The 17301-nt window shown below is 49.7% G+C and carries 11 protein-coding genes; 1 reads left to right on the forward strand and 10 read right to left on the reverse strand.

Annotated features, from left to right (window positions below; genetic code table 11):
- The 3 genes from ACFRAM_RS26940 to ACFRAM_RS26950 form a co-directional block, all read right to left on the reverse strand.
- Positions 1-2085: lectin-like domain-containing protein (locus tag ACFRAM_RS26940; RefSeq protein WP_483875015.1), on the reverse strand; the 2085-nt coding region annotated here is incomplete at its 3' end.
- Positions 2086-2446: 361 nt separating this feature from the next.
- Positions 2447-2692, reverse strand: coding sequence for a DUF4321 domain-containing protein (locus ACFRAM_RS26945; protein ID WP_379469949.1), 246 nt, complete (start codon positions 2690-2692; stop codon positions 2447-2449).
- A 139-nt stretch (positions 2693-2831) separates the two neighbouring features.
- A complete protein-coding gene (locus ACFRAM_RS26950; RefSeq protein WP_379469951.1) occupies positions 2832-4190 on the reverse strand; it encodes an SPOR domain-containing protein in 1359 nt (452 codons plus the stop codon).
- Positions 4191-4457: 267 nt separating this feature from the next.
- On the opposite strand from ACFRAM_RS26950, the gene ACFRAM_RS26955 reads away from it, so the two are divergent.
- A complete protein-coding gene (locus ACFRAM_RS26955; protein ID WP_175369736.1) occupies positions 4458-5444 on the forward strand; it encodes a diaminopimelate dehydrogenase in 987 nt (328 codons plus the stop codon).
- 85 nt (positions 5445-5529) lie between these two features.
- Here ACFRAM_RS26955 and ACFRAM_RS26960 read toward each other — a convergent pair whose 3' ends face one another.
- From ACFRAM_RS26960 to ACFRAM_RS26990, 7 genes are all read right to left on the reverse strand, one after another.
- Positions 5530-6711, reverse strand: a complete 1182-nt coding sequence (locus ACFRAM_RS26960) for a glycosyltransferase (protein WP_379469953.1) — start codon at positions 6709-6711, stop codon at positions 5530-5532.
- Between the two features lie 265 nt (positions 6712-6976).
- On the reverse strand, positions 6977-8092 hold the full coding sequence (locus ACFRAM_RS26965) for a GGDEF domain-containing protein (protein WP_379469955.1): 1116 nt from the start codon (positions 8090-8092) through the stop codon (positions 6977-6979).
- Between the two features lie 119 nt (positions 8093-8211).
- Positions 8212-9372, reverse strand: coding sequence for a GGDEF domain-containing protein (locus ACFRAM_RS26970; RefSeq protein ID WP_379469957.1), 1161 nt, complete (start codon positions 9370-9372; stop codon positions 8212-8214).
- Between the two features lie 228 nt (positions 9373-9600).
- Complete coding sequence (gene murC / locus ACFRAM_RS26975) at positions 9601-10977, reverse strand: UDP-N-acetylmuramate--L-alanine ligase (protein WP_379469959.1); 1377 nt, start codon at positions 10975-10977, stop codon at positions 9601-9603.
- A 7-nt stretch (positions 10978-10984) separates the two neighbouring features.
- Positions 10985-12355, reverse strand: a complete 1371-nt coding sequence (locus ACFRAM_RS26980; RefSeq protein ID WP_379469961.1) for a bifunctional folylpolyglutamate synthase/dihydrofolate synthase — start codon at positions 12353-12355, stop codon at positions 10985-10987.
- A 5-nt stretch (positions 12356-12360) separates the two neighbouring features.
- The gene (locus tag ACFRAM_RS26985; RefSeq protein ID WP_379469997.1) at positions 12361-14997 is read right to left on the reverse strand and encodes a valine--tRNA ligase; all 2637 of its coding nucleotides are present in this window, start codon (positions 14995-14997) and stop codon (positions 12361-12363) included.
- Positions 14998-15522: 525 nt separating this feature from the next.
- Positions 15523-16989, reverse strand: coding sequence for a LysM peptidoglycan-binding domain-containing protein (locus ACFRAM_RS26990; RefSeq protein ID WP_379469963.1), 1467 nt, complete (start codon positions 16987-16989; stop codon positions 15523-15525).
- Positions 16990-17301 lie beyond the last annotated feature (312 nt).

The raw sequence follows: 17301 nt of genomic DNA on the forward strand, positions 1-17301 counted from the left end.
CGCCGGCACCTTAATATCGCCTGCGGTCAGTATGATCAGCTTGAACGATACCACCTTATTGTTGCTGTCTACTTCATAAATGCCAATGTATCTGTTCGTTGTTGCATCCACGCCAGTGATATCTACACCAGCCGTATACGGATTTGTTACTCCCGCTCCTGTTGGCGCTGCATCCCCTACGTTTGGTGTAGGAATCAGGGTCGAGGACACTTTCGTGACGAGATGGTTACCTGTTCCTGCGCTTGCCGTTACCTTCGTCGTATTCGGACCGGTTCCCGGCAATGGTGACGCTGGCAATGTTGGCGCCGGCACCTTGATATCGCCTGCGGTCAGTATGATCAGCTTGAACGATACCACCTTGTTATTGCTGTCTACTTCATAAATGCCAATGTATCTGTTCGTTGTTGCATCCACGCCGGTAATATCTGCGCCAGGCGTGTACGGATTCGTTACTCCCGCTCCTGTTGGCGCTGCATCCCCTACGTTTGGTGTAGGAATCAGGGTCGAGGACACTTTGGTGACGAGATGGTTACCCGTTCCTGCGTTTGCCGTTACCTTCGTCGTATTCGGACCGGTTCCCGGCAATGGTGACGCTGGCAATGTTGGCGCAGGTCCTGGAATATCGACAATAACGGATGCTGAAGATGCTGATTGTACATTGTTCTTCACGGCCGTTACCGTGTAAGTATGATTTGTTCCTGCAGCCAGACCTGTTACAGCATAACTCGTGTTATTCACGGTAGTAAGCAGTGTTCCGTTATCAAATAACTGATACGAAGTTGCACCCGTCACAGCGCTCCAAGTTAACGTAGCCCCTGTATTAGTTACAGCGCTTTTCGTCAAGTTTATAGGAGAAGCTGGAATATCCTGAACACTATATGCTCCCCCCTCGACAATTGCCGTTACGCTACCAGGATTCGTGTTAGGTGTAGAGCCCATATTCAGTAACACCTGTGCCTGTCCATTAGCATTCGCACTTATTACTGCTGGTACAGGTGTAATCGGTTGTCCGTTAATATCTTCAATGGTTCCACTATTCGCTTTAATTGTAATAGGAACGTTTCCTACTGGATTACCACTTGAATCCTTCGCCGTCACTGTCAATTGTGTTTTGCCTGGCTTGCTATTAGCAGCAGTTGCCATTGTAACGGAAATAGGTGCTTGCTGGTATTTTGTATTAGGATCAGCCGTATCAATCGGATCAACATTATTAGTAAAATACCAATTCAAGATATCGTGATTCTCCCAAGCTCCACCAGTCGAAGCCGTAAACCCAGCAAAAACGGCATCCTGGTTCCTAAAAATCGTCCCCAGATCGACGCTGTTCACATCTAGTGCCTTTATTGCCGTGTTTCTATTATTAGAACCCTTATTAATATACACTTTCACATTCTTTGTAGAGCCATCATAGTCTACCCAAGCGTGATAGACTGAACCGTCCTTTAACTTGTATCCAATCGGAAGTAAGTTGTAGGTCGGAAGTGAATTATTTATATTACCGTTTACGCCAAGCCCGACATAGCTATCACTCGGATCACCTAGTTCCACATTCCTGTAAGTATCGAACTTAACTGCAAAGCTCGGAGTAATCCCGCTATATCCAATTCCGCCGCCGGGTGTCCCGGCATTGCTCTGCATGGTTTGAACAGTAAAAGTAATCCCGTCAGCACCAGCTATTCCCGAAGGATTATTCACCGCAGCATTAAATCCGCTGGCAAATCCCTGCTCGGTAAACCGAAAGGTAAAATAGGTACTGAAGGAAAAACTATTTTGACTATAAATTTTCTGCTTGCTGAATACAGTGCCATAGGACCCGCCAGAACTGAATCCGGTACGACCATCCGCTGCTGAATTTAAACGAAGGATGCGTTTGGGATTGGCACCTGCATCGGATACAACCGCACTTTTGCCGTTTAGAGATAATACATTACTAATATTGGTGTCAGAAAAATCATCATATTTGAATGTCACCCACTTGGTTGTAGCCGCTGGAGCGGCTCCTGCCGGCAAAGCGGGGGTGATTATACCAAAGAACAACACCGATAACAGGACATACGATATAAATTTTTTAAACGTTCGTTCCATAATACTTCAACCCTCTCTTCCCTTTAAAGCAACAGCATGAGTCGATTCAAACCTATTGCTTAAGTTAATGTACAAACCTTGTTCGCACGACTTTTTATTTTGCTAAATACGAAATCTCGAGTCGACAACTCCACACCCTTTCTGTCGAAAATAGTTCTTTTTTCCCTATTTCTACCGGAACTTTTTAACCATAGCACACCATTCTGAGCAGATTCTGAGCAACAAAAAAGCGGCTTACGCCTACGACTCATCGTCGGCGCTGCCGCTGTATATCCGGGATAATATTCCTAGTATAGACTACATTGGTGCAATCCCCAGATCTTCTTGCTTTAGGTTTGTAAATTCGTTGATGGTAAGTAAATCACCGCCGGCGGTACAGCCAAACAGCAATAATGATACCCGCGAGACTTAATATGCACAGTTTAAATTGAATAGTGATGTCGTAACTAATGATGTCAAGATCAGCTTGCGGCGACCATTTTAGCAGCGTCGATTTTGTAAGAAAAGATAGCGCCTTTACAGGTTCCAGCAGCTTGGCAATCCAAGCGCCAGTCAGCCAGCCCAGAATTAGAAATAACAGCAGTATTCCTACATTTTTCTTCTTCATGTCCGTCTTCCCTCACCATTTTTTTACATCCTAATTATTATACGGTGAAACAGATTTCAATACAAACTCTAAATCCCGATTCCCTGGTATACAAAAAATCCTCCCTATTAGCACTTGCCTAATAGAAAGGATTTATAGGTTAAGAGGAACTGGCCCCCATGGCGGCCAACAGTTTTTTCTGACCGGTTAGAAAGTCCATCATCGAGCCTTGTACTTCCCATAGCAGTCCGCTAGCTTTGCTCTTGTTATACTCAGCGAGCGCTGAGATACCCTGGTTCATCGACTTCTCCAGCGAGGCCAAGAGCGCCTGTGTCTCCGGCGGAAGGGACTGCTCCAGCCCTTTGGCGGCCTCCTTCCACTGGAGATGGATATCGCTGACAGCGGCAGCTCCTGCTGTATCGACCTGTCCCGTGCTGAGTAGTGCAGCAGACAGACTGCTAAGTTCCCCCAGTAATTTGTCGCTGGCTGTGAAGTAGCCTTCCACTGTCTCGGCGTTCCCGGCATAGGCTAGCCGCTCTGCAGCCGGCAGGGTGACTTCCCGCACGTACAGCTCAATGCCCTGATTCTTCAAGCCGCCGCTAAGCAGCTTGGCCTGTTCCCGGTCCGGCGACAAACCCGCATATACCCGGTTGCCGTCATCCGGGTCAATCCCTGCGGCAAGACCAGCGCCAAGCAGTTCCTTCCGGGCTTGGGAAGCACCGTCCGGTGAGCTGAAAACGCCATACTGGAGTAAGTAGTAGCTCTGTGGCGTAATGTGCACGGGAATCGTGTTCACACTGGGATTTCCATTCTCCGCTAAGGGCAGCCCCGAAGTCCCTACGCCAGCAGGATCCGCAGCCTTGTCACTGTTCGGATTCTGTACGGCAGCTTGGCCATTGACAGGTGCATTACCACCAGCGCCCGGGCCACCCCCGCCGAAGAAGGAAAGAGCAGTGTAACCTAGCAGCAGGCCCGTTCCTAACGCTCCGGCAACGGAGAGCGCAAATTTCCACCAATATGAGGGACGGCGAGTATGATAAGCACCACCGTACCCGCCAATCTCCTTTTCACCATTATATTCATATTGTTCCGGAACAGGGTCGTATCCGGCCTGGGTTGGAATTTTGCGCGAACGCCATTCCTCTTCTTCCTCTTCTTCGACAAAAGGGAGTGGAGGGCGGCGGGAATCCCACAGGTCAGGAGGCGTGTTGCCATGAAAGAAAGTCTGCCGCCTCGGCAATATGCCACCATCCTCCTCTATCTTCTCTACATCCTGCCAGCGGTGGTCCTTCATGCCTGATGAATAGCCGTAGGTGGGCTGGGACACGGTTTCACGTATGGTGAGCGGTTCCGGCTCGAACACCCAACCGTGGTCCAGAAAATCGTCCTCCTGCTTCAGCGGTTCAGTCTTATTTTCCTGAGCCGTCCCGACATTGCTACTGGAGCGGCGTTCTTCTTCTTTCGGCCACGGCTTGTCCTTGTCAACATCGAACCGGAATGTCATTCTCCCGTTATTCACTGCCCGCACCTCACCTTATCTGTTCTATATCAGAAGATATGATAGAAGATAGGGAGATATGCTATATTTTTAGAATTCACCTCTATTCTGAAGGCCTCTTACCATTTGAAAAATACAAGCTTGTCCCCTTTACGTGTGCGCTCTCATCGCATATTATGTTAAAATAACACCGTGTGTTACGTTGAGGGCGCAAGCTTAATCTTGATCCCGATAGTCAACATTCTAGGGGTTAATCTTACATTTTCTATCACATTAGGAGGGCTTCTTCTGCAACAGTCAATCAAAGCAGCAATCGTAGGCTATGGCAATCTTGGAAAAGGTGTGCGCAAGGCGATTGCCCAAAGCGCGGATATCGAACTCGTAGCAATTTTCACTCGCCGGGAACCCGGACAAGTGGAAGCCGGTGAAGCCGGTGTGAAATTCGAGCATATTTCGGCCGTTGAGCAGTATAAAGGTAAAGTTGATGTCATGATTCTATGTGGTGGCTCTGCTACCGATCTGCCGGAACAGACTCCTGCGATCGCGAGCCTGTTCAATACAGTGGACAGCTTCGATACACATGCCAAAATTCCTGAATTCTTTGCTACCGTAGATGCCGCAGCTAAGCAAGGCGGCACACTCAGCGTAATCTCTACTGGCTGGGACCCAGGCCTCTTCTCAATGAACCGCCTGCTGGCCGAATCCATCCTGCCTGAGGGCAAGGAATATACCTTCTGGGGCAAAGGCGTCAGCCAAGGCCACTCCGATGCGATCCGCCGGGTACAAGGCGTCAAAGCCGGCGTACAATATACCGTTCCTGTCCAAGAAGTTATCGATGCCATCCGTTCCGGAGAAACACCGGAACTGACTACACGCGAGAAGCATCTTAGAGAATGTTATGTTGTAGCAGAGGAAGGTGCAGACCGCGAAGCGATCCGTGCCGAAATCGTCAACATGCCTAACTATTTTGCCGACTATGACACTACAGTTACCTTCATCACGGAGGAAGAGCTGGCCGCACAACACAGCGGAATTCCACATGGCGGCTTTGTCATTCGCAGTGGTGTTACCGGCGAAGGCACAAAACAAATTGTTGAGTTCGGCCTCAAGCTGGAAAGCAATCCTGAATTCACAGCCAGCGTTCTCGTAGCTTATGCTAGAGCCGCTGTCCGCCTAAGCAACGAAGGCCAAAGCGGAGCTAAAACCGTGTTCGATATCCCACTGGGACATCTCTCGCCGAAATCGGCGGAAGAACTGCGCCGCAATCTGCTGTAATCCCAGCTATACAAACAACCCGCAACAGACGGCAAGACTCTTGCCTTTCTGTACGGGTTGTTTTATTTATAACGTCAGCCCATTCTTAGACAAGGCTAAGTACTTTCTGCTTGATGTCCGTGAATTCGTAATGCTTCAGCAAGGTCTGAAATGCCCGGTCAGCGATAATGGCACCTAGTTCCTGATCCTGCAGCAGGGTTACAATACTTTGTGCGATCTCCTCGATGGTCTTTGCAGTCAGGATATTCTGCTTATGCTCGCAGATTAGGGTCTCTGACCCACGAAACGTCGTGACAACAGGAGTTTTTAACGCCCATGACTCCAGAATTTCTGGACGGGCCTCTATCCCTTCAAGCAAAGGGGCAAACAAAACCTTGGATTGGCGTATGTAATGAATTGCCTCTTCGGCAGAGTCTGCAATGAATACATTCTTTTCTTCCTTAAGCGACTCCAAAATTTCAGGTTCCAGTGTATGACTGGTGATATAGAATTTAGCGCCGGGTACCTTCTCACGAACCGCCGGCAGAATATTCTGCTGAAAGAGCAGTGCAGCACGTTTCCCCTGCGGGGTACTCATATTCCAATGAAGAACAACCCCGTCCACTTTACCTACTGGTTCCTCTTTCTCATATTTATCAAGATTGATAAACGAGGGGAGCACCTGTACCTTGCCAGCATCCTCAAAGGATACCGCTTTGAACGAAAGAGCATCCCATTCTGAAGCAGCCAGCAGCAGCGCCGTCTTGTTCATCGTCCGCTGCATGTCCTTGCGCAACCGCGCAGCATTCAGATGGTCATAGGGCTTAATAAAGATTCTCTTTCTGCCCGTCTTTAGATAAGTACGTCCAGTCCGTGGCTGGAAGGCATCCATGATCAAAGTAATCCCAGGCTGTACCCGATTGAGAATATCCAGATAACTTCCAGGTAAATTATAAGACAAGAAGGCATGACTGTATGAATTCATATGGCAAAGCTCGGCGATGGTGAGCTTCATTTCTTTACTCATATTTCCCGGATAGAACCGTCTTCCCGGCGTATATAGCGCCCCCAGCTTCTTCCCCCGTAAAGGCCCCGTCATCTTAACCTGATGAACCGTGAGTGAGCTCCCCGCTTCCGGGAGATCAACCGTATGATAATTGCCATACAACAGCAGATCAACATCATATTTCTCCAGTAAAATCTCAAGAATACTTCTCGTCCTGATCCAGCCTTCGCCATCTTCCTGACTATGAGTACGGGCGGATAGGAATAATAATCTCTTACGCATGAATTTCGACTCCTTGTTGCTCTATAGAAATAATGCTCCCCAAGCTATTCGTGCACAAAAAAGCAGGATAAAAGGCATCCTACTTCTGATATGAAACTTTAGATGCATATCTATAGTAACTCATCTTTCGCCAAAAGGGTGTCGATTTATAGGATAAAAGAATTATTTTTATCAAAATTTAGATAGATGCTATATAATTTGTCCCAGACGGTCTTACAACACCTCCAATTTTTACAGAGAGAGGCACAAACAGCCCCCATCTGCCTTAGTGCAGATGAGAGCTGTTGTCTTGACTTCGCACCACACGATTGCGGCCGCTTTGTTTTGCTTGATAAAGTGCACTATCGGTCAGCTTATACAACGCATTGAGCGAAATCCGCTCACTTGATTGCACGGTAATGATCCCAATGCTGACGGAATAATCGAACTGGACGCCATTGATCACCGCCCCCGACACGGAAGTCCGCAGCCGTTCGGCAATTTCATCGCTTGCTGCTTCGTCCGCCTGCCCAAGAAGCACAGCGAACTCCTCCCCGCCGAACCGGCCGAAGAGATCCTCATTCCTTAGCTGTTGTACTATTTTGGCAGCAAAATCCTTCAACACCTTATCCCCAGTGTCATGCCCGTATGTATCATTCACACTCTTGAAATGGTCAATATCCAGCAGCAGGAACGAAAACGGCGTGACTTCCTTCGCTGCCGTAACGATCAGCCTGCGAGCGCGCAAGGCAAACGATCTGCGGTTAAGAATACCCGTCAGCTCGTCATAGCTCGCTACCCGTTCCAGTTCAGCGTAAGACTGTTCCCTCGAGAGCAGCATAAAGCCGGCCGTTCCCAGAAACATCAGCAAATAAATTCCCATTCGAAAGAGCATCTGCAGGCCTTGTTCCGCTTGCGCACTCAACAAATTTTCAGGATATAGAATGGTAAAAGCACCGCAGCCTAGAGCGGCAATGGCTATGCTATACAGCAGACCCATCATTTTCTGCAAAGGGGAATCCTTACTCTTCACTGCCAGTCTGTAAGTTGGGTACAGTAGTGCAATTGCACTGATCACAGCCGGTCCCGCCAAGAGGACACGTTCCTGCCCAAAGGCTACATGGAGAAGCAACAGAAGAACAGCGGCAACTCCTCCCCATGTACAGTAACGTTTCTGGAGCGCATGACTGGAGGCATCCAGAAGCAATAACAGGGCCAGGGCCTCCACTATTCCACTACTGATACCGAATAAGGCAACGAGAGGAATTATCCATTCGTAGGGAATGAAATCTCTCAGCATCAACACGATCAGCAGTGCCAATTGCAGACCTTTGCCACCAATAAATACGGAATAGGTCATATCCTTGTGATAACGGGACCGATAGGCCAAGATAAGCAGCACTGTAAACAGGTTCCCGAGCATCAGGCAGAACAGAAGTGTATTCAGATTAAAGTTGATGTTGATAATTTCACCCCCTATGCGTTAACAAGCTGGGTACTTCTTCATATGCACTTGAACTCTCAGGTCCATTTAGAGCGAACCACCTGGTTTCTCCCGTTCTGCTTTGCCTGATACAGCGCCGTATCGGAGATTGTGTAAAGTTTGTCCAAATCAGAGTTGCCCTGAGGCCGAATGGTAATAACGCCAATACTAACCGTATATTGCAGTGAAAGATCCCGATAGGTGGAGTTCATTATGGCGAGCCGGATATTCTCCGCCTTGCGGCTACTTTCTTCTTCATTCGCCCCCTCGAGCAAAATTGCGAATTCTTCGCCGCCGAGCCTGCCGAACAAATCGCCCAAACCCAGCTTGTCTTGTGTGGTATGCGCAAAGCTTTGGAGTACCTTGTCTCCTATATTATGCCCCCAGCTGTCATTCACTTGCTTAAAATGATCAATATCCAGCAGGAGAAAAGAGATCCATGCTTGTCTTTTCGCAGCAAGATCCAGCTTCACCCTGGTCTCATTCATAAAAGCCCGGCGGCTCAGAATTCCGGTAAGCTCGTCATAGGCTGCAATTCGTTTCAACCTCTCATGGGATTGCTCATTCGACAGCAGATAAAAGCCAGCATTGTATAAAATCATCAGCAAATACAGGCCGATGTAATATAATTCCTGAGATAGATTGCCGCTGAACACAGTCATCCTCGGCTCTTCAAAAGCAACCACTGCCCTTACTCCTAAAATGATGGCATAGACATAGAATAGTGATCCCATCATTTTTTGCAGTGGCGAAGCGTATTTGTCGGCTGTCAACAGACGAGCCGGATAAAGAATGAATAACATGACCCACAATGAGGCCGTAGCAATGCGCAGACCAGATTGGTTAAAAAACAACGCGACAATAACATAGCTCAGTACACTGCCAACGATAAATACAGTGTAATATATCTTCACCTTGTCCCCCAGCAATCCTAGCATTTTGAGCAAGGCCAGCATTTCCAGACAACCTCCGCAGAGCATCAGGCCATTGCTGACTGGTATGATGAAGCCATGGGGGAGATCATCCCAGACCAGCAGAGAGCTCCAGTAACCGAGCTGCAACCATTTGGAGAAGGTAAACAGGCGGGAAGCAGAATCTCTGGGAGAACGAAACTGATAAGAGGTTGCAAGAAGAATAGTGAATAAATTACCAAAAATAAACGCAGTGATCATACTTTCTATCTCAATCTGAAAGCTCATTAGTACACCACCATGTACGAGAAAGTCACTCATTTATCAATTCCAAGATGTATCCTAAGGCTTTATCGGCAAAAAAACAATGTTTGTTCACTTCTAATTTCAAATAATTCTCTAACTACAAAAAACACCCCTTAAAGGTAACCGAATAACAACTGTTATCCCGGGTAACCTTTAAGGGGTGTGATTCAAACGAAAATCCCTGATTCTCTGGTTGGCTTCTGCCTCATACTAGCGTTTCTTCAGTTGATCCGCCAGCGTGTAACCTACTTTCCAGATATCGCCTGCGCCCATCGTAATCACAAGGTCGCCGGACGCAATCCGGTCTTGCAAATCGGCCACAACATCTTCCTTGGTCGGCAGATGACGTGCGCCCGCATTGCTGTTCTGCTTGATCAGCTCTACCAGTTTCGCCGAGGTTACGCCTTCGATCTGCTTCTCCCCAGCCGGGGAGTAGATGTCGGTAATAATAACCTCATCCGCTTCACCGAAAGCTCTGCTGAAGGCATCCAGTAAGAAGAAGGTGCGAGTATACCGCTGCGGCTGGAATACGGCAATGATCCGCTTGCCAGTTGCCTTGGCAGCACTGATGGTCGCCTGAATCTCAGTCGGGTGATGTGCATAGTCATCGATGACTAGGATATCATCCACCTCGCCGAGAACCTGGAAGCGGCGCTTGGCACCATGGAAATTGACAATGGCTTTGGCAATATCCTCGAACGGTATCCCTGCTTTGAGACAGGTAATAACCGTAGCCATCGCATTGTACAGGTTGTGCTGTCCAGGTACGGACAATTCAATCCGGCCTAGCACCTCGCCATAGCCATTCATCGTGAAGGACACCTGTCTGTCGCCTAACACAATGTCTGTCGCAGTGTAGTCTGCGGTCGGTGAATGGATACCGTAAGTCGTTACATTACCCTTCACTTCAGGCAACAGAGAGATAACATTCTCGTCATCCGAGCATACGATAGCAGTGCCATCTTCACGTAGTTGGTTCATAAACTGCACGTAAGCAGCCTTCAGACGGCCAAAGTCCCCGCCGTAATTCTCCAGGTGGTCGGCTTCGATATTCGTGACAATGCCAAGCCAAGGGTGGTACTGCAGGAACGAGCCATCACTCTCATCCGCTTCTGCAACGACATACTCCCCTTGTCCGGCCTTGGCATTCGTACCGATATTCATAATTTCCCCACCGATGATATAGGTAGGGTCCACACCGCATTCTTCCATAACCAGAGCGATCATGGATGAGGTTGTGGTCTTACCATGGGCGCCAGCAACAGCGACGCCTTTCCGTTCATTCAGCAGCCGGCCCAGCATCTGCGAGCGGTGCAGAACCGGAATCTTCAGCCGTTCCGCCTCGACCCATTCCACATTGTCGTTGGACAAAGCGGTAGAGTAGACGACCAAATCCGCGCCCTTTACCTGCTCAGCGGTATGTCCAATATAGACCTTCGCGCCTTTAGCAATCAATTTATCCGTTAATTCTTGCGACGCGACATCAGAGCCCGTCACTGTATATCCCATTTCTAGCATTACCCGGGCAATCGCGCTCATACCGTAGCCGCCGATCCCTATAAAATGCACACGTTCAGTAGTATCCAACAGTTCGTCACCAGCCTTTTTCAGAATCGGGTTGCTGCAAAATCGCACCGCGCACATCAGATATTAAATACAGCGTGCCGGAGACTACAGCCAGGTCTTCCTGAGTTGTAGTCGACTTCAGCAATTGCAGCGCTTTGTCCCAATCACGTTCTACTATAATCACCAAATTTTCTTTGGCATATTTCTCCCGCAAGCTCTCTGCAATCGCCCGCAGGTCTTCCGCGTCCATTTTCTTCCGGAAATCCGGTTCGGTCAGGATGAGCGTATCCACTATAGGCAGTATATGCTTGAAATACGATTCATGATGCTTATTTGCCAGCATACCCATAAGCAAATTTAATTTATCGTATTTATAGAACTGCGGGAGGCTCTTGGCGAGCGTTTCCGCCCCCTCCGGATTATGGGCGCCGTCCAGCACAATCCTTGGAGACACTTCTTCCAGTCTTCCGGCCCAGAAAGTGCGGCGGAAGCCTTCCTGCACATCTTCATCATCCAGCATGAACGCCATATACTGCCGCAAGGATTCCAGAGCCATCATGGCCCCGGCAGCATTACTGCATTGATGCTCGCCCTTCAAGCCGATGCCAATCTCAATCGATCGGAAAGGACCTTTGAACATAAAGGTCTGCAGACCCTCGCGGATTCCGGTGACTTCATAGCTGAAGTCTTCTCCGGCAAGGTAGAGTTTGGAGCGGCATTCCGCCGCCTTTTTCTTGAGCACCGCTACTGCTTCCGGCTGAGTCACACAGCTAACCACAGGGACGCCGGGCTTGATGATTCCGGCCTTCTCTGTGGCAATCTGCTCCAGGGTATCTCCAAGGACATCCGTATGATCGAAGCCCACGTTGGTGATGATCGAGACGATAGGGGTAACGATGTTCGTTACATCCAGCCTTCCCCCAAGCCCCGTCTCCCATACGACAACGTCGGGATAGGCATGCTCCGCATAGTAGACAACCGCTAGTGCTGTGGCTACCTCGAACATGGTAGGCGAACCAAGCTCGCTTGCTGCGATCTCTTCTACCAACGGATGCAGGGTATTCGCTACTGCTGTCAAAGTCTCCTCAGAAATGTCCTCCCCGTTATATTGAAACCGGTTCGTAAATTTCGTTATATACGGTGAAGTGAATGTCCCAACGGAATAACCACTTTGTAGCAAGGTGCTTGTCAAAAAAGCACAGGTCGAACCTTTGCCGTTCGTTCCCGCTACATGAATAAACTTAAGCTTGCGGTGCGGATTGCCCAGCTTTTCCATCATCGCTAGTATCCGCTCCATTCCTGGGCGAATACCGAATGGAATCAGGCCGTTAATCCAGTCCACAGCTTCTCTATATGTTCCAAGAGGGGCGTTACTTCCGCCCCGGATCATGTCTTCCATGTCGTTTATCCTCTCAGCTCTGCGATGCGGGCAAGAACCTTTTCCCGTTTGGCGGAATAATCGGCCTGTTTCGCCCGTTCCTCTTCGATGACTTTTGCTGGAGCCTTGGCTACGAAGCCTTGGTTGCTCAGCTTCTTCTCCACACGCTCAACTTCGCTGTTCAGCGTCTGCACTTCTTTTTCCAGTCGGGCAATTTCCTGATCAATATCAATCAGCCCGGACAGCGGCAGCAGCAGCTCAGCGCCAGTAACTACAGCCGACATCACCTTACCCTCGGTTACCGGATTCAGGCCGGCTGCGAACGAGGAGGTGTTACAGAAGCGGCTGATGTAATTGTCATTGCGCTGAATGATGCCCAGAATGTCTTCATTTCCGGCTTTAATGATGAGGTCGACTTTCTTGCTCATCGGCACGTTCACTTCCGCCCGGATATTACGGACAGCGCGGATAATATCCATCAGGATATTCATCTCCGCAACAGCTTCGGCGTTCTCCAGTGCCTGGTCATATTCCGGCCAAGCTGCAAGAGTGATCGTCTCTCCTTTATGCGGCAGATGCTGCCAGATCTCTTCCGAGATGAACGGCATGAACGGATGAATCAGACGCAGGGTACGATCAAGCGTATAAGCCAGAACCGATTGCGTCTTCGATTTGGCGGCTTCATTCGTGCCGTACAGATTCAATTTGGCGAACTCGATATACCAGTCGCAGAGATCGTCCCAGATGAAATTGTAAAGCACACGGCCCGTCTCGCCGTATTCGTACGCGTCAATTAGACGCGTAATTTCGCGAGAAGTTTCGTTAAGACGGTGTAGAATCCAATGATCTGCTGTGCTCAAATCACCTGTAATGTCGATATCCTCGAAGGAAACACCCTCCAGATTCATCAGTGCAAAGCGCGACGCATTCCAGATCTTGTTGGCGAAATTACGCGCTTGCTCTACCTTCTCTATACGGAAGCGCAGATCCTGTCCAGCAGTAATACCTGTGGAGATCATGTAGCGTAATGCATCCGCGCCGTACTTCTCGATAACCTCAAGTGGGTCGATACCGTTACCAAGCGATTTGGACATTTTGCGTCCTTCGGCATCACGTACAAGTCCGTGAATCAACACATCCTTGAACGGCTTCTTGCCAGTGAATTCCTGAGAGGAGAAAATCATCCGCGCTACCCAGAAGTAGATAATGTCATAGCCGGTAACGAGCACATTGTTCGGGAAATAACGAGCCAGATCGCTACTCGTCTCATCCGGCCAGCCGAGTGTGGCGAACGGCCACAGATTCGAGCTGAACCAGGTATCCAGTACGTCCTCATCCTGCTTCAGGTCATTCAGGCCGCTTGCTGCTTGCGCTTCCTCCTCGCTCATGGCTACGAATACTTCGCCAGTAGATTCGGAATACCAGGCTGGAATTCTATGTCCCCACCAAAGCTGACGAGAAATACACCAATCGCGAACATTTTCGATCCAGTTCATGTAGGTCTTCTCAAAGCGCTCAGGTACAAAGTTAACGCCTGTTCCATCCTTCTGCGCGTTGATCGCTTCCTCTGCCAGAGGCTGCATTTTTACAAACCATTGGGTGGACAGATACGGCTCAATCACGGCGCCTGAACGCTCGCTGTGACCCACCTGATGCACATGATCTTCGATGGATACAAGGACACCCTGTTCCTTGAGATCAGCCGTAATTGCCTTGCGGGCATCGCTACGATCCTGGCCTTGATATGGACCCGCCTCAGCGTTCATGGTGCCGCTCTCGTCCATCACGTTGATCTGTGGCAGATCGTGGCGTAGTCCTACTTCGAAGTCGTTCGGATCATGTGCCGGTGTAATTTTCACCGCGCCGCTACCGAACTCTTTGTCAACATACTCATCAGCAATAACCGGAATCTCGCGTCCAATAATTGGAAGAATCAGCGTCTTCCCGATCATATCTGTGTAACGCTCATCCTCTGGATGCACCGCTACCGCTGTATCGCCCAGCATCGTCTCCGGGCGGGTGGTAGCTACCGTAATATAACCACTGCCATCCTTAAGTGGATAACGGAGGTGGTACAAATGGCCGTTAACTTCCTTGTACTCTACTTCGATATCAGACAGCGCTGTGCGGGCAGCCGGGTCCCAGTTAATGATCCGCTTGCCTCTGTAGATCAGGCCCTTCTCATAAAGCTTGACAAAGACGTGGCGCACCGCATGGGACATGCCCTCATCCAGCGTAAAGCGTTCGCGTGAGTAATCAAGCGACAGCCCCATCTTTGCCCACTGCTCATGAATGACATCAGCATATTGGTCTTTCCACTCCCACACTTGCTCCAGGAACTTCTCACGTCCAAGATCATAGCGGCTAATTCCCTGCTCGCGCAGCTTCTGTTCCACTCTCGTCTGAGTGGCGATACCGGCATGGTCCGTTCCCGGTAGCCACAGTGTATCGTAACCCTGCATGCGTTTCGTACGAATAAGGATGTCCTGCAGTGTATTAACGAGCGTATGGCCAATATGCAGCATGCCCGTTACATTCGGCGGGGGAATGACAATACTGTAGGGTTCTGCTTCCGGACGTAATCCAGCCTTAAAAAACTCATTTTCTATCCAGTAGCGGTACCACTTATCCTCCGCTGCCTTGGGATCATATGTTGTCGGCATACCGTTCTTGGAATCCTGGGCTGCGTTCTCTGCCGCTGAATCCTGCTGGCCCGACAGCTCCTTGGATGAATTGTTATTGTGTTCAGCCATTTCTATACCCTCCGTTTACATCGTTTGATTACAGTTATACCTGTTTTAGATTGAAAAAAAACAAAAAAGGCCCCTCGTCTCAAAGGACGAAAGGCCATTCTTTCGCGGTACCACCTTTGTTTCGCACCAATGGAAAAATAAAACTCCGCTTCTTGACCCTAAATAGGTCAGAAACCCAGTGCGACACCTCGTACAGATAACGGCTGCTACCGGCCACTTCCTAACCTGGATTCCACAGAATGAAAGACAAGCTCAGAGGGGCGACTCCGGGGCGACTTCGGGGGCTGGATCCTGCGGAATTTCACAGCACTTGCAATTCCGCTCTCTGAAGGGCTTACCGCCTACTCTTCCCGTTCCCAGTCTTTGACTAAATAGTGCTTACTCCATAATACATTTAGAGTTAAACATAGTCAACCTGGGCAAGTGCAGCGTTTATTACGGAATATATAAAACTTGACCCTCTTCAACGTTCTGTCCGCTGAGCCGGTTATAGAGACCCAGTTCACGGGCGCTGAGCTGGTACTTTTCGGCAATCGTATCGAGCGTCTCTTCCCGCTGTACAATGCATAGCCGGACTTTACGGAACAGGTTGCTGCTGCCCGAAGAACTGATGAACCGGCTTTTCCACTCCGTATCATTGCCGACCTCAGGTACAGCCGCATCCTCCGAAACTGACTCCTCAGCCTGAAGAACCTCCTGCTCCTTGCGGCTCTTGCTGGAGCTTAACAACGAAGAGAACGTAAGATGTTCTTTTTCCTTCGTGGCTTCTTCCTTCTTGCTGCCCAGCGCAACCTTGAGATCCTGTTTCTCCTCAGGGGAAGCCTCACTTTCGTGGGACACCGAATCTGCTAATGGAACAGGCTGCGCCTCAGGGGCCGCCGTCTCCGCCTGATTCGCCTCAGCTTGTTCAGAGGAATGTACAGCAGCCTGTGATGGCTCTTTTGCTACCTCCGCATTAGATTCGCTGACAGCGGCAGCATTGTTCTCCACTTCCGGGGAAAGATGCTCAGTCGCGGGCTGTCCGGTCTCCTCGCGATTCCAATGCTCGGAATTGAGCCAGTTATCTGCAGGTGCGGACGGTGCTCCAGTTGACTGGGCTTCAGTGAACTGAGCTTCGGTGAACTGGGCTTCGGTGAACTGAGCCTCAGTAAATTGAGCTTCAGTGAATTGAGTTTCAGCGAACTGGGGACTGCCAGACTGCAGATTTGTTGTCGACTCCAAACTATGTGTGAACACCCGGGGTTCCTTCGCTTTGCCCTGTGAATGAACGGCAGGTGCCTCAGCATTAACAGGTTCGGGCGACGCTGCGAAAGCCACAGGCTCAGCACCGGTAAACGCCAGATTATCCGCTGACGCAACAGTGTTCTCCCGCTCCTCTATCGAAGTCTCCTCGGCTGCACCTTCACCAAAGGTCCAGATCGAATTCTCGTACAGTGCATCCCCTTCGGGCGGGTTCTCGGCAGACTCCTGGACCGGTCTCTGCTCAGCAGAGGAGGAATAAGCTACTGTGTACTCCTCTTCCTGCCAGGCTGGCACAGCTTCTGTGCCTTCGATGCCTCGCAGCGACAGTACACCTGTAATATTCACCGTACGCATCGTGAGCAGATCGATATCGAAATTCTCAATCTCCACCCCTATGTCTTCAAGCGAGCTGATCCGTGTCAGCGGAACTGTAATTTCAACGGGAATCGCATGGTCCAGACGCTGTGTCACATCGTCTTCGCTCCGGTAAAGACCGGTAAGCAGCAGTTGGCCGTATAGCTCAGCCCGGTCCTCCCGCTGAATTACCTGGATGTCAGGAAGCAGCTCAACCTCTTCCAGTTCTGCTATTCCAGGCAGCTCTGCCGGCAGGTGAATCCGTTCATAAATATCAAACCGCAAGCCGTGGGACTGGTCAAACACGGGAAATGTCCTCCTTCTTGGCATAATCTAACCCTGAGACAAGCCCAGAGCATAAGCCCAAAATGTTACTCCCCTCATGTATATGCTTCAAATAGAGAGGCATGACAACTTTGGCTGCTACTGGGTGGACAGGATAATTTAAAAAGCCATTACAACAACGTATTGTATGCCTTCACGATTCCGCGGGTTACGGGTAAGTGCCGCATTTGAAGAAGGGTTGAATGGCTGCTGGAAGTAACACCAGGCGAAACAGGTTGTGTCAAAAAGGGAACAGGCGCGGGGGGATACGCCGGGGTAACAAGTTATGCTGAA

It is taken from the genome of Paenibacillus sp. NPDC056722 (assembly GCF_042790635.1).
Classification (GTDB): Bacteria; Bacillota; Bacilli; order Paenibacillales; family Paenibacillaceae; genus Paenibacillus_AQ; species Paenibacillus_AQ agri.